This window comes from Neorhizobium fuzhouense, from assembly GCF_042611105.1.
In the GTDB taxonomy this organism is placed as follows: Bacteria; Pseudomonadota; Alphaproteobacteria; order Rhizobiales; family Rhizobiaceae; genus Neorhizobium; species Neorhizobium galegae_A.
In genome coordinates this window covers 694240-707185 of the sequence record NZ_JBHFFP010000001.1, presented here as the reverse complement: position 1 = coordinate 707185, position 12946 = coordinate 694240, and the positions used below count along the sequence as shown (strand labels likewise).

Below are 12946 nucleotides of genomic sequence, written 5' to 3'. Positions count from 1 at the left end.
AGCCGGTCGGCGCGTGCCGTTTTCCCATCTGTTCAATTTGCGCGCTCAGACTGTTCGTCCTGACCGGGGCGCTAGATTGGTAACGGGCGCTTGCTCCAGGTCTTCTCCCCCCTTGTGGGGGAGATGGCCGGCAGGCCAGAGGGGGTATTTCACCCAAGGCCTTACCTCATGCCGCTGACCGACATGCCCGATTTCGCGCCCATGCTGCTCGAAGAATTTGCCGCGCGCAATACCACGCGGGTGGATACGCCCGTCATCCAGCCCGCCGAACCCTTTCTCGACATGGCCGGCGAAGACCTGCGCCGGCGTATTTTTCTGACCGAGAACGAGCGCGGGGCAAGCCTTTGCCTTCGCCCGGAGTTCACCATTCCGGTCTGCCTGCGCCACATCGAAACGGCAACCGGCACGCCAAAGCGCTATGCCTATCTCGGCCAGGTGTTTCGCCAGCGCCGCGAAGGGGCAAACGAGTTCTATCAGGCCGGCATCGAGGATCTGGGTGACCGGGACGTGGCAAGCGCCGATGCGCGCGTGGTGGTCGATGCGCTGTCATGCCTCACCAAGGTCCTGCCGAACCGGGGCCTTGCCGTCACCATCGGCGATCAGGCGGTGTTCGAGGCCGTGGTGGCAGCGCTTGGCCTTCCGGCCGGCTGGCAGAAGCGCCTCGTGCGCGCGTTTGGCCAGACGGATCTGCTGGAAGCGATGATTGCACGGCTGGCACGCCCGCAGCCCGTGTCGGGCCTGTCGGGCGAAGTGGAAGCGCTTCTGGAGGCGGGAGACGAGGCAGCCCTTGTCGCCCATGTCGAAGCGCAGATGGAGCGCACCGGCTACCTCACCAATGCCAGCCGCGCGCCGGTCGAGATCGTGCGGCGGCTCAAAGAGAAGCGCCTGCTGGCCGGCGCCTCGCTCGAACCGGCCAAGCTCGATGCGCTGAAGGAGTTTCTGTCGCTCAACGTCTCGCTGCGTTATGCGCCGGGCGTGCTTGCCGATTTCGCCCGTTCTGCCGGCCTGCCGCTCGAAAAGGCGATTGCAGGGTTTGATGCGCGGGTGGCCGCCTTTGCCAATGCCGGCGCCTCGCTTGCCGATATCACCTGGCGCGCTGCCTTCGGGCGTCCGCTCGATTATTACACCGGCCTCGTGTTCGAAATCACCGCGCGGGGCGATCATGACGTGCTGGCCGGCGGCGGGCGGTATGACCGCATGCTGACGCTGCTTGGCGCAAAAGACCATATCCCCGCCGTCGGCTTTGCCCTCTGGCTGGACCGCATCGAAAAGGCCAAGGGGGGCGCGCGATGACCATCACCATCGGGCTTCCCTCCAAGGGCCGCATGAAGGACGATGCCTCGGCGATTTTTGCCCGGGCTGGCCTTGTGATTTCGGCCATCGGCAACGAGCGCTCCTATCGCGGCCGCGTCGAAGGGGCAGACGATATCGAAATCGCCTTCCTCTCGGCCTCGGAAATCTCGCGCGAGATCGGCAACGGCACGGTGGATTTCGGCGTGACCGGCGAGGATCTCATCCGCGAGGAACTGGCGGATGCCGACCGGCGCATGGAAATTTCCGCCCGCCTGGGCTTTGGCCATGCGGATGTGGTCGTGGCGGTGCCGGACATCTGGCTCGACGTGGAAAGCATGGCGGATCTCGGCGATGTGGCGGCGGATTTTCGCGCCCGTCACGGCAGGCGCCTAGCGATCGCCACCAAATACTGGCGGCTCACCCAGCAGCATTTTTCCGGGAGCCACGGCATCCAGCTCTATCGCATCGTGGAAAGCCTCGGCGCTACCGAAGGCGCCCCGGCCGCCGGGCAGGCCGATATCATCGTCGACATCACCTCGACGGGCTCGACGCTCGTCGCCAATCATCTGAAGGTGCTGTCGGACGGCGTGATCCTCAAATCCGAGGCCTGCCTCGTGCGGGCGAGAAAGCCGGAGCACGAGGGTAATGCGACGGTCGCCAGGATTGTCGAGGCAGTGCGCGGAGCTTTGTGAGGCGGTAACGCCAGTGCCTGCCAAGCCCCCTCTGGCCTGCCGGCCATCTCCCCCACAGGTGGGGAGATCACCGTGCCGCGGCCCTCGCGTTTCCTACAACAGAAGGGATAAAAGTGCGGCAATCATCGACCTTGCTGCTCTGGCGGCGAGGGTGCTTCTTGCTGATCTCCCCACCTGTGGGGGAGATGGCCGGCAGGCCAGAGGGGGCCTGGCTGAGTGCGCCGATAAAAATTTCCCCACGAAAAAACCCGCCGGATCGCTCCAGCGGGTTTCTTTTTGCCTTGGGGGCAGGGATTAGCGGGTGGCAAGCGCCGGTGCAGCGCCGCGACGGGCATCGACCGAGTAGGCGCCGGCGCCGACGGTGGCGAGCAGGATATAAGCGCCAGCCAGCGTGAAGTTCTTCATCATCATGATGCTGTTCAGCGCGTTGATCCAGCCGAGAGCGGCATCCGGCCAGCCGGGAACGGCAACCGTGCCCGAATGGAAGACGGCACCGGTGAAGATGCAGAAGAGGGCGAGTGCCCAGCCGACGATCTTCACCTGATAGCCGGCGAGAACGGCAAGGCCGGTGACCAGTTCAAACAGGCCGGCGAGATAGGAAAGGGCGGTTGCGGCCGGCAGGCCGGCGCCGGTGATCATGCCGGCAGTGGCCGACGGATCGGCCAGCTTGCCGAAACCGGACAGGATGAAGATGAAGGAGAGGAGGATGCGGGCAAGAAGCAGGAGTGCATTGCTGGGAGTAGACATGGGAGGATCTCCGGGGGGCAGGGCCAGGTGGCCGTTAACTTTCTGACCTCTGATATGCGCCAGATCGTCTCGCCACGAAAGATGAACAATCGAAGACAAATTGTTCGATATTGATGAACGACTATCGTCAAGTCTCTTCTGCTTTACCCGAATATGATCAACAGAGAGATATGCACTCCGTCAAATTTCCTCAATTCCGTCTTTTGCTCCGCTTGCCTGCTTTGGTCGTGGAGTATGATCGCTGGGTCGCGAACTGTTGCCTAACACGTAGCCCGCTATGCCGCTCAGAATCGAAACTATGCCTTCCGATTTTATTCTTCCCACGGTGGCCAATATGCAGGCGCCTACGACAATAACGATGACTGTGATCATCTGAAGAGTGCCGGCGCGCTCAATCATGCGTGCCAGAACAGCAGCTCCCCCTGACTGTGTTCGATACAAAGCAAGAGCGATGACGACGGAGGCGCCAAGAATGATAAGACCAAAAGCAATGGTCGAATACAGCGCAATTTCGGAGAGGTAGGCGTAGGATTTGTCATCCAGGTCCATAATAAAGTCTCCCGGGAAGCGGTCAGAGCCGTTTCACGAGGATACATATTCATCGAATGAATGTGTAAACAATCTTGGAAGTCCGCTTCTTTAATGTGGAGGTCGATCTGCAGGCAATCCAAGTTTGGGCCGCACCCCACCACACAACGAAAAAAGGCGCCGGTTTCCCGACGCCTTTTCCGTAGTCTGAACCGGATGGCCCAGATGCAAGACCCAAAAGGTCTTACATCATGTCCATGCCGCCCATTCCGCCCATGCCGCCAGGCATGCCGGCCGGGGCATCCTTCTTCGGCAGTTCGGCGATCATGGCTTCCGTGGTGATCAGCAGCGAAGCAACCGAAGCTGCGTTCTGCAGGGCCGTGCGGACAACCTTGACCGGGTCGACGATACCCATGGCGATCATGTCGCCATATTCGGACGTCTGGGCGTTGTAGCCGAAGTTGTCGCTGTTGCCGTCGAGGATCTTGCCGACAACGATCGAGGCTTCGTCGCCTGCGTTTTCAGCAATCTGGCGAACCAGCGACTGCAGGGCGCGGCGAACGATGTTGATGCCGGCTTCCTGGTCGTCGTTTGCACCCTTGACGGTGATCTTCGTGGAAGAACGCAGGAGAGCGGTACCGCCGCCGGGGACGATGCCTTCCTGAACGGCAGCGCGCGTTGCGTTCAGCGCGTCGTCGATGCGGTCCTTGCGTTCCTTGACTTCGATTTCCGTCGAGCCGCCAACGCGGATCACGGCAACGCCGCCAGCAAGCTTTGCAAGGCGTTCCTGCAGCTTTTCGCGGTCGTAGTCCGAAGAGGTTTCTTCGATCTGCGCCTTGATCTGGGCAACGCGGCCTTCGATGTCGGTCTTTGCACCGGCGCCATCAACGATGGTGGTGTTTTCCTTGGTGATGGACACCTTCTTGGCGCGGCCGAGCATGTCCAGCGTGACGGACTCGAGCTTGATGCCGAGGTCTTCCGAGATCACCGTACCACCGGTCAGGATCGCGATGTCTTCCAGCATGGCCTTGCGGCGATCGCCGAAGCCCGGAGCCTTGACGGCAGCAATCTTCAGGCCGCCACGCAGCTTGTTGACGACGAGCGTTGCAAGAGCTTCGCCTTCAACGTCTTCAGCGATGATGACGAGCGGCTTGCCGGTCTGAACGACAGCTTCGAGAACAGGCAGCATGGCCTGGAGGTTCGAAAGCTTCTTTTCGTGCAGGAGAACGTAGGCGTCTTCCAGGTCAGCAACCATCTTTTCCGGGTTGGTGACGAAGTAAGGCGAGAGGTAGCCGCGGTCGAACTGCATGCCTTCGACGACTTCGAGTTCGGTTTCTGCGGTCTTGGCTTCTTCGACGGTGATAACGCCTTCGTTGCCGACCTTCTGCATGGCTTCAGCAATGTCACGGCCAACCTGTGCGTCGCCGTTTGCCGAAATCGTGCCGACCTGGGCAACTTCTTCAGACGTGGAGATCTTCTTGGCCTTGGCCTGGAGATCCTTCACGACTTCCGAAACGGCCAGATCGATGCCGCGCTTCAGGTCCATCGGGTTCATGCCGGCAGCAACTGCCTTGTTGCCTTCGCGAACGATGGCCTGGGCCAGAACCGTTGCCGTCGTGGTGCCGTCACCAGCGATGTCGTTGGTCTTGGACGCCACTTCGCGCACCATCTGGGCGCCCATATTCTCGAACTTGTCTTCCAGTTCGATTTCCTTGGCGACCGATACGCCGTCCTTGGTGATGCGCGGAGCGCCGAAGGACTTGTCGATGATGACGTTGCGACCCTTCGGGCCGAGCGTGACCTTCACTGCGTCTGCGAGGATGTCGACGCCGCGCAGCATCTTTTCGCGCGCAGTGCGGCCGAACTTGATTTCTTTAGCTGCCATGTTCAAAACTCCCGGGCATCACGCCCTTTGGTTGAATTGATAATCTGATGGAAAAGATCGGACTGAAAATCAGCCGATGATGCCCATGATGTCGGCTTCCTTCATGATCAGAAGGTCTTCGCCGTCGAGCTTCACTTCCGTGCCCGACCACTTGCCGAACAGAACGCGATCGCCAACCTTGACGTCGAGTGCAACGATCTTGCCGCTGTCATCGCGAGCGCCGGTGCCGACAGCGACGATTTCGCCTTCCTGCGGCTTTTCCTTGGCGGTGTCGGGAATGATGATCCCGCCCTTGGTCTTGGCTTCGGATTCAACGCGACGAACGACGACGCGGTCGTGAAGCGGACGGAAATTGGTGCTTGCCATTGTCTAATCCCTCGATCAAATGACCTTTACGGGCTTTGAGGAGGCCCGTGTCCCTTTGTTAGCACTCACCCCTTGGGAGTGCTAACGGCCTCGAAATAAGACCGGTGGGCGGATGAGTCAAGAACGGGCCTCTAAAAAATCTGTCGCGATTTTTGGGCCGGCCTCTGCCGTGGCGCGTCTTTGCGGCGGAGGGATGGCGTGAGCGGCCTTTCGACCCCGCCGGCGGCAAAAATCACCCCCGGCGCGGCTCCGTCGGCTGTGCCGGAAAACCCCTCGCTGAAGGAGCTGACGCTGGTCTTTGCCCGCATCGGCTGCCTGGGCTTTGGCGGCCCGGCCGGCCAGATCGCCATGATGCACCGGGCCATCGTCGAGGAGCGCCGCTGGCTGTCGGAAGACCGGTTTCTGCACGCGTTGAATTACTGCATGCTTCTGCCAGGGCCGGAGGCGCAACAACTGGCGACCTATACGGGCTGGCTCCTGCACGGCGTGCGCGGCGGAATCGTCGCTGGCCTTCTCTTCGTGCTGCCCGGGCTTTTCGTCATCATCGGGCTGTCCACCGCCTATGGGCTGTACCAGGAGGCGGGCTGGCTTGCCGGCCTGTTCTTCGGGCTGAAGGCAGCCGTCCTGTCGGTGGTGGTGGAGGCGGTGATCCGGCTCGCCGGGAAGACTTTGAAGACGCGGTTCCTGCGGGCGCTGGCGCTTCTGGCCTTTCTGGCGCTCTTCGTGCTGGCGCTGCCGTTTCCGCTTGTCGTGCTGCTGGCGGGTCTTGCCGGCCTTTTTCACGCAAGGCGCGATGAGGCCGGCTCCCTCAACCGCAGCAATGCGCGGGAAGAGATTTTGCCGTCTGCATCAGCGCGCCCGCCGCTTCTGCGCTCCATCGGCTCCCTGCTGTTCTGGATCGGCGTGTGGCAATTGCCGCTTCTGGTCCTGTCGCTGATCTCCGGCGCCGAAAGCCTTGCGGCGATGTTTGCCTTCTTTTCGAGGATGGCGCTCGTCACCTTCGGCGGCGCTTATGCGGTGCTCGCCTATGTGGCGCAGGTGGCGGTGGAAAATTACGGCTGGCTGCAGCCCGGCGAGATGCTGGACGGGCTGGCGCTTGCCGAAACCACGCCCGGCCCTCTGGTGCTCGTTCTCTCCTATGTCGGCTATCTCGTCGGTTTCCGCACCGTGCCGGGGCTCGATCCGATCGTTGGGGGAACTGTCGGCGCGCTTCTGGTGGCCTGGGCAACCTTCGTCCCGAGCTTCATCTGGATCTTTGCCGGTGCACCCTATATCGAGCGGCTGCGCGGCAATGCCGCGATTTCCGCGGCCCTCTCTGCCATTACGGCGGCCGTCGTCGGCGTCATCCTCAATCTTGCCCTGTGGTTCGGGCTGCATGTGCTGTTTGCGCGCGTCGAGCGCATCGCCCTCTTTCCCGGCTGGGCCGGCGAGGGCGCGCCCGGCCTCTGGTGGCCGGATCTGCATTCGCTCGATGCGGCCGCTGCCGTCCTCTTTGCCGTCTCGGCTTTCCTCCTGCTGCGGCTGAAACTCGGCATGGTGAAGGTACTGGCGCTTTCAGCCTCCGCCGGTCTGTGCTGGCGGCTTGCAGGCTTTTGAGCGGTTCGTTGGGCCGTCTTCTGCAGGAAGAGGCAGGGGCTTCCACGCGCGGCATGGCCTAAAACTCCTTGCCATTGCAGGCAAGCTTTGTCATGTCAGCGCCAGTTGTTGCAACGCATCAGGGTGATCATGGCAGACCGCATCAAGAACCTCAGCGCAATCACCGCTGGCTACGATCTCGTGCTTTCGGATGTCTGGGGCGTGCTGCACGATGGCATCACCGCCTTTCCGGCTGCCTGCGAAGCCCTGAAAGACGCCCGCAAGGCGGGCCTTGCCGTTGTCCTCATCACCAATTCGCCGCGGCCGGCACCCGGCGTCATCGACCAGTTGCGGGCGCTCGGCGTGCCGGACGAGACCTATGACCGCATCGTGACCTCCGGCGACGTCACCCGCAAGCTGATCGCCGAAGGACCGCAAAAGGTCTTTCTGCTCGGCCCGGAGCGCGACATGCCGCTGTTCGAAGGTCTCGATGTGACGGTGACCGGCGAGGCGGATGCCGATTGCGTTGTCTGCACCGGCTTTTTCGATGACGAACAAGAGGTGCCGGAAGACTATCACGACATGCTGCTGCGCTTCATCGGGCGTGACGTGCCGATGATCTGCGCCAATCCGGATCTGGTGGTTGAGCGCGGTCATCGCATCATCCCCTGCGCCGGTGCCGTTGCCGCCTATTACCACCAGCTGGGCGGCCATACGCGCTTCGGCGGCAAGCCGCACCGGCCGATCTACGAGGCGGCCCTTGCCAATGCCCGCGACGTGAAGGGCGAAATCGACCTGTCGAAGATCATTGCCGTCGGCGATGGCATGCCGACCGATGTGAAGGGCGCCCTCAGCTACGGCCTCGACCTTCTCTACATCTCCGGCGGCATCCATGCGGCCGAATACACCATCAATGGCGAGACCGACGAGGCGATCCTCAACGCCTATCTGGAGCGCGAGAATGCCACGCCCAAATGGTGGATGCCGCGGCTTGCCTGAGGGATGGACGAGATGAGCGTATTTCACCGCAATGAAATGAAGGAGCCGCTGCCGCAGGACCTTAAGGGCGGCGTCGTGGCGATCGGCAATTTCGATGGCGTGCATCGCGGCCATGGCAGCGTGCTCGACCGGGCGCTGGCGCTTGCTGCGGAGCGTGGCGTCCCGGCGCTGGTCTTGACCTTCGAGCCGCATCCGCGCACCGTCTTCAAGCCCGAGCAGCCGGTGTTTCGCCTGACGCCGGCGCCCTTGAAGGCGCGGGTGCTGGAGGCCATGGGCTTTCACTCGGTGATCGAATATCCGTTCGACCGCGCGTTCTCGCAGCGCTCCGCCGAGGATTTCGTCGAAAACATTCTCTCCGGCTGGCTGAAGGCGAGCGCCGTCGTCACTGGTTTCGATTTCCATTTCGGCCGTGGCCGCGAGGGTGGGCCGGCCTTCCTGATGGATGCCGGGCGCCGCTTCGGCTTCGACGTGACGCTGGTCGATGCCTTCCGCGATGAAAATGCCGAGGTGATTTCCTCCAGCCGCATCCGCGAGCTGATCGCAGAGGGCGAGGTCAGCGAGGCCGCCGGCCTGCTCGGCTATCGCTATACCGTCGAGGCCGAAATCGTCGGCGGCGAGCAGCTCGGCCGCACGCTCGGTTACCCCACCGCCAACATGGCGCTCGCACCCGAGGTGGAGCTGAAACCCGGCATCTATGCCGTCCGCTTCCGCCGTCCGGACGGCACGCTCTATAATGGCGTGGCAAGCTATGGCCGGCGCCCGACGGTGACGGAAAACGGCGCACCGCTTCTGGAAACCTTCGTCTTCGACTTTTCCGGCAGTCTCTACGGCGAAATCTGTTCGGTATCCTTCTTCGGTTACCTGCGCCCCGAACTGAAATTCGACGGGCTCGATGCGCTTGTCGTACAGATGAAGCGCGACGAGGAAGAAGCGCGCGCGCTGCTGTCCGGCGTTCAGCCGCTGAGTGCGGTGGACGGCAAAATCGCGTTCTGAGCGATCAGCCGTCCTTGACAGGCGGCCATGCGCGCGCCGTATGAACGATGGTCAGGATGAACAGGGTGTCGCCATCGATTTCATAGACCAGTCGGTAGCTTGGGTGCGGCAAGAGTTCGCGCGTGCCGGCCACCAGCCCGGCTTTGCCAAGCCTTGGGAACTGCGCCAGATGTTTCGCGGCCTGCTCGAAGAGCAGATCCATCGCAAGCGCTGCCGGCGGATGGTGGTCCTTGATGTCATTGAAAATGGAAAGGCGGTCTTCGGTGGCTTGCAGCGTCCACCGGATAATCATTGCTGGCCTGTGTCGATCAGGCGGTTGCGCAATTGCAAAAATTCCCGTTCGACGTCTTCGGCAGACTGTGTGATGCCGGCCGTCACATCGGCGCGTCCCCGCTCCACCTTGGTCTCGACAAACGATCGATAGGCTTCGGGCACGTTCTGACGTTCCACATAGTCGCGCACCATGGCGCGCAGCACTTCCGTTTCGGAGGTCCGCGCCGATCTCGTTGCTGCGGCAAATTCGGCTGCCAGCGTCGCGTCCATGTCGATGGTCAGCTGTGCTTTCGGTGCCATGGCATTTTCCGTTCGTTCCGCCGCCCGCCACATTTCAAACCTTGCGGCCCCAACAATACATCCATCCGCCGCAATGCCAATCCCCTCTTCCTTTCGGGCGCGAAAACCCCTAAAGAATGCGCCACCATGACCTATCTTTCGGCGGCCCGTGTCATTCGAATTATTGGCCCGGCTTTCCCCACGGCTTGAAAAGCCGACGGGAAGGTCCGGGTTTTTGGCGCTTGGGTTTTCCCTTGCGCGTCCGTCGCCAATCCAAATTGTTTATTCTGCGACCGCGACCGGTCGCCTTTCCGATGGTTGATCCATGACCGAGACCGCTGAAAAGCCTGACTATTCCAAGACCCTCTATCTGCCCGAGACCGAGTTTCCGATGCGCGCCGGCCTGCCTGCCAAGGAGCCGGAAATGGCGAAGAAGTGGAAGGAGATGGAGCTTTACAAGAAGCTCCGCGCCTCCGCCGCCGGGCGCGAAAAATTCGTGCTGCACGATGGCCCTCCTTATGCCAACGGCAATATCCACATCGGCCATGCGCTGAACAAGGTGCTGAAGGATGTCATCACCCGCTCGTTCCAGATGCGCGGGTTTGATGCCAATTACGTACCCGGCTGGGATTGCCACGGCCTTCCGATCGAATGGAAGATCGAGGAAAAATACCGCGAAAAGGGCAAGGACAAGAACGAGGTCCCGGTCAACGAATTCCGCCGCGAATGCCGCGAGTTCGCGCAAGGCTGGATCGACATCCAGTCGGAAGAATTCCGCCGCCTCGGCATCGAGGGCGATTTCGAGCGCCCCTACACGACGATGAATTTTCACGCCGAAAGCCGCATCGCCGGCGAGCTGCTAAAGCTTGCCATGTCCGGCCAGCTGTATCGCGGTTCCAAGCCGATCATGTGGTCTGTGGTGGAGCGCACGGCGCTCGCCGAAGCCGAGGTGGAATATCACGAGGTCGAGAGCGATACGATCTGGGTGAAGTTTCCTGTGGCAAAGGCAACATTGAGCGGAGCGCGGTTAAATTCTTTAGGCCCGGAGTTGGCCAAGCAGCGGCTCGCTGAATTTGAAAATGCGTTCGTTTTGATATGGACTACGACACCGTGGACGATTCCAGGGAATAGGGCGGTCTCCTATTCCACCAAGGTAAGCTATGGTGTTCATCAAGTGGTCGAGGCTGAGAACTCATATGGGCCACAGCCCGGTGAGTTTATCATTTTAGCCAACAAGCTCGCGGAAGATTGCGCTCGCAAAGCTAAAATCATCTTTGAGCACAAATACGATCTTGAATACGACGAGCTTAGTACTTTTGAGCTTGCCCATCCTTTGGCATCGACTGTTTCTGGCTACGATTTCGTCGTGCCTATGCTTGATGGCGATCATGTCACCGACGATACCGGCACAGGCTTCGTCCATACGGCGCCATCACACGGTCGCGAGGACTTTGAGGCGTGGATGTCTCATGCCCGCAATCTCGAATTGCGCGGCATCGACACAAAAATCCCGTTCCCGGTCGATGATGCCGGCTTCTACACCGATGAAGCCCCCGGCTTCGGCCCGTCGGCCGAGGGTGGTGCGGCGCGTGTGCTGGATGACAACGGCAAGAAGGGCGATGCCAACAAGCGCGTCACCGAGGCGCTGATCGCGGCCAACAACCTGTTTGCCCGCGGCCGCATCAAGCATGAATACCCGCATTCCTGGCGCTCCAAGAAGCCGGTCATCTTCCGCAACACGCCGCAATGGTTCGTCTATATGGACAAGGAATTGTCCGATGGCACGACGCTGCGCTCGCGTGCGCTGTCTGCCATCGATGACACCCGCTTCGTGCCCGCCGCTGGCCAGAACCGTCTGCGCGCCATGATCGAAGGTCGTCCGGACTGGGTGCTGTCGCGTCAGCGCGCCTGGGGCGTGCCGATCTGCGTGTTTGCCGACAAGGCCGGAAACGTGTTGCAGGACGAGGACGTCAATGCCCGCATCCTCGACGCCTTCGAGAAGGAAGGGGCCGACGCCTGGTTTGCTAGAGGTGCCAAGGAGCGTTTCCTCGGCAATGCGCATGATAGCGAACAATGGCAGATGGTCACCGACATTCTCGATGTCTGGTTCGATTCTGGCTCGACCCACACCTTTACGCTGGAAGACCGCCCGGATCTGAAATGGCCGGCCGATGTCTATCTGGAAGGGTCCGACCAGCATCGCGGCTGGTTCCATTCCTCCCTTCTGGAATCGTGCGCCACGCGCGGCCGCGCGCCCTACAACGCCGTTGTCACCCATGGTTTCATCATGGACGAGAAGGGCGAGAAGATGTCGAAGTCGAAGGGCAATGTGACCGCCCCGCAAGCCATCATGAACGATGCCGGCGCCGATATCCTGCGCCTCTGGGTGATGAGTTCCGATTATGCCGAGGACCTGCGCGTCGGCAAGACGATCATCCAGACCAACATCGATGCCTACCGGAAAATCCGCAACACCATCCGCTGGATGCTCGGCACGCTCGCCCACGACAGAGGCGAGGAGATCGCCTACGCCGATCTGCCGGAACTCGAAAAGCTGATGCTGCACCGTCTGGCCGAGCTCGACCAGCTGGTGCGCCGCGCCTATGACGATTTCGACTTCAAGCGCATCACCCGCGCGCTCACCGATTTCGCCAATGTGGAACTGTCGGCCTTCTATTTCGATATCCGCAAGGATGCGCTCTATTGCGATGCGCCGTCGTCTCTGCGCCGCCGCTCCGCCCTGCACGTCATCCGCAAGCTGTTTGACTGCCTGGTTCTGTGGTTTGCCCCGATGATGCCGTTTACCACGGAAGAGGCATGGTTGAGCCGCGATCCGTCCGCCGTCTCGGTGCATCTGGAGCAATTCCCAGAAATTCCCGCCGAGTGGCTGAACGAGGCGCTCGCCGACAAGTGGAAGCGCGTGCGCACCGTGCGCCGTACCGTCACCGGCGCGCTGGAAGTGGAGCGCAAGGACAAGCGCATCGGCTCGTCGCTGGAGGCGGCTCCGGTCGTCCATGTGGCGGATGCCGAACTTCTTGCGGCGCTGGAGGGCCTCGACATGGCCGAAATCTGCATCACCTCGGATATTTCCGTGGTGGCGGGCGAGGGGCCGGCAGAGGCGTTCCGCCTGGAGGACGGCACGAAGGTTGCTGTCGAGCCAAAACTTGCCGAAGGCGTCAAATGCGCCCGCTCGTGGAAGATCACCAAGGATGTCGGCTCCGATCCCGACTATCCGGATGTGTCTGCCCGTGATGCGGAAGCTCTGCGTGAACTTGCCGCGCTGAACTAAAGCCTTGATACCGGATGATTGCGCTTT

General features: G+C 61.5%; 12 protein-coding genes. 6 read left to right on the top strand and 6 right to left on the bottom strand.

The window, feature by feature from the left end; genetic code table 11:
- The first annotated feature begins 168 nt into the window (after positions 1–168).
- Both ACEXP3_RS03550 and hisG read left to right on the top strand, forming a co-directional pair.
- Entirely contained in the window at positions 169–1293 is a 1125-nt protein-coding gene (locus ACEXP3_RS03550) for an ATP phosphoribosyltransferase regulatory subunit (protein WP_377295996.1), read from the top strand.
- Positions 1290–1985, top strand: a complete 696-nt coding sequence (gene hisG, locus ACEXP3_RS03545; RefSeq protein ID WP_377295995.1) for an ATP phosphoribosyltransferase — start codon at positions 1290–1292, stop codon at positions 1983–1985. The genes ACEXP3_RS03550 and hisG overlap by 4 nt, the downstream gene beginning before the upstream one ends.
- 294 nt (positions 1986–2279) lie before the next feature.
- Here hisG and ACEXP3_RS03540 read toward each other — a convergent pair whose 3' ends face one another.
- The 4 genes from ACEXP3_RS03540 to groES all read right to left on the bottom strand — a co-directional run bounded on the left by ACEXP3_RS03540 (position 2280) and on the right by groES (position 5511).
- Positions 2280–2732, bottom strand: a complete 453-nt coding sequence (locus ACEXP3_RS03540) for a DoxX family protein (RefSeq protein WP_210103408.1) — start codon at positions 2730–2732, stop codon at positions 2280–2282.
- Between the two features lie 180 nt (positions 2733–2912).
- Complete coding sequence (locus ACEXP3_RS03535) at positions 2913–3281, bottom strand: hypothetical protein (protein ID WP_377295993.1); 369 nt, start codon at positions 3279–3281, stop codon at positions 2913–2915.
- Positions 3282–3504: 223 nt separating this feature from the next.
- Entirely contained in the window at positions 3505–5145 is a 1641-nt protein-coding gene (gene groL / locus ACEXP3_RS03530) for a chaperonin GroEL (RefSeq protein WP_377295992.1), read from the bottom strand.
- Positions 5146–5214: 69 nt separating this feature from the next.
- Complete coding sequence (groES, locus tag ACEXP3_RS03525; RefSeq protein WP_210103405.1) at positions 5215–5511, bottom strand: co-chaperone GroES; 297 nt, start codon at positions 5509–5511, stop codon at positions 5215–5217.
- Between the two features lie 198 nt (positions 5512–5709).
- On the opposite strand from groES, the gene chrA reads away from it, so the two are divergent.
- The 3 genes from chrA to ACEXP3_RS03510 all read left to right on the top strand — a co-directional run bounded on the left by chrA (position 5710) and on the right by ACEXP3_RS03510 (position 9078).
- A complete protein-coding gene (chrA, locus tag ACEXP3_RS03520; protein ID WP_377295991.1) occupies positions 5710–7107 on the top strand; it encodes a chromate efflux transporter in 1398 nt (465 codons plus the stop codon).
- A 129-nt stretch (positions 7108–7236) separates the two neighbouring features.
- The gene (locus tag ACEXP3_RS03515) at positions 7237–8085 is read left to right on the top strand and encodes a TIGR01459 family HAD-type hydrolase (RefSeq protein ID WP_377295989.1); all 849 of its coding nucleotides are present in this window, start codon (positions 7237–7239) and stop codon (positions 8083–8085) included.
- Positions 8086–8097: 12 nt separating this feature from the next.
- Entirely contained in the window at positions 8098–9078 is a 981-nt protein-coding gene (locus ACEXP3_RS03510; protein WP_377295988.1) for a bifunctional riboflavin kinase/FAD synthetase, read from the top strand.
- 4 nt (positions 9079–9082) lie between these two features.
- Here the strand turns inward: ACEXP3_RS03510 and ACEXP3_RS03505 are convergent, their stop codons facing one another.
- Together ACEXP3_RS03505 and ACEXP3_RS03500 are read right to left on the bottom strand one after the other, a co-directional pair.
- The gene (locus tag ACEXP3_RS03505; protein WP_377295987.1) at positions 9083–9370 is read right to left on the bottom strand and encodes a type II toxin-antitoxin system RelE/ParE family toxin; all 288 of its coding nucleotides are present in this window, start codon (positions 9368–9370) and stop codon (positions 9083–9085) included.
- Entirely contained in the window at positions 9367–9651 is a 285-nt protein-coding gene (locus ACEXP3_RS03500) for a hypothetical protein (RefSeq protein ID WP_377295986.1), read from the bottom strand. Before ACEXP3_RS03500 ends, ACEXP3_RS03505 begins: the two co-directional genes overlap by 4 nt.
- Positions 9652–9955: 304 nt before the next feature.
- On the opposite strand from ACEXP3_RS03500, the gene ileS reads away from it, so the two are divergent.
- On the top strand, positions 9956–12919 hold the full coding sequence (ileS, locus tag ACEXP3_RS03495) for an isoleucine--tRNA ligase (protein WP_377295985.1): 2964 nt from the start codon (positions 9956–9958) through the stop codon (positions 12917–12919).
- Positions 12920–12946: the final 27 nt, after the last annotated feature.